Genomic DNA, 390 nt, shown 5'->3' with positions numbered 1-390 from the left:
AGCCTTCAGTGTCCAGCGCATGCAGGGCCTCCTCCATCGCGCCAAGTCGGATCGCGTATTCCTCCATCCAATCTGCTTCCGGCATGAACGGATTCATGGCCGGACGAGCAGCAAATAGCGCGTGCACCGGATCGAGGGCCTCCCTGCCGACATCGAAGTAGGAGCGTCAATGCAGCTCCATTTCAAGTCGCTTGATGCCTCAAGCGGAAACGGAGCATCGGCAGTGCGTTGCAGTGCCTCTGACGACCAGGCGCAAAGCACTGGAGCCAATGCTTCGCCCGTGGTCATGAGTGCAACGTAGTAGAAGTGCTCATCCGTCTCCTTCAACTCGGCGACGGCGGTCCTGATCGCTGAGATCAGTGCATCGCGAAGCATGTCTTGGGTTGGGAT

General features: G+C 58.7%; 1 protein-coding gene. It reads right to left on the bottom strand.

Features of this window, described 5'->3' with window-relative positions; genetic code table 11:
- Positions 1-93: 93 nt before the first annotated feature.
- A partial coding sequence (locus VG556_RS22670) for a DUF4303 domain-containing protein (protein ID WP_423180090.1) occupies positions 94-390 on the bottom strand: 297 nt, incomplete at its 5' end.

Source organism: Stenotrophomonas sp. CASM106 (genome assembly GCF_049384825.1).
Classification (GTDB): domain Bacteria; phylum Pseudomonadota; class Gammaproteobacteria; order Xanthomonadales; family Xanthomonadaceae; genus Stenotrophomonas; species Stenotrophomonas muris.
This window is presented reverse-complemented; position numbering and strand designations above follow the sequence as displayed.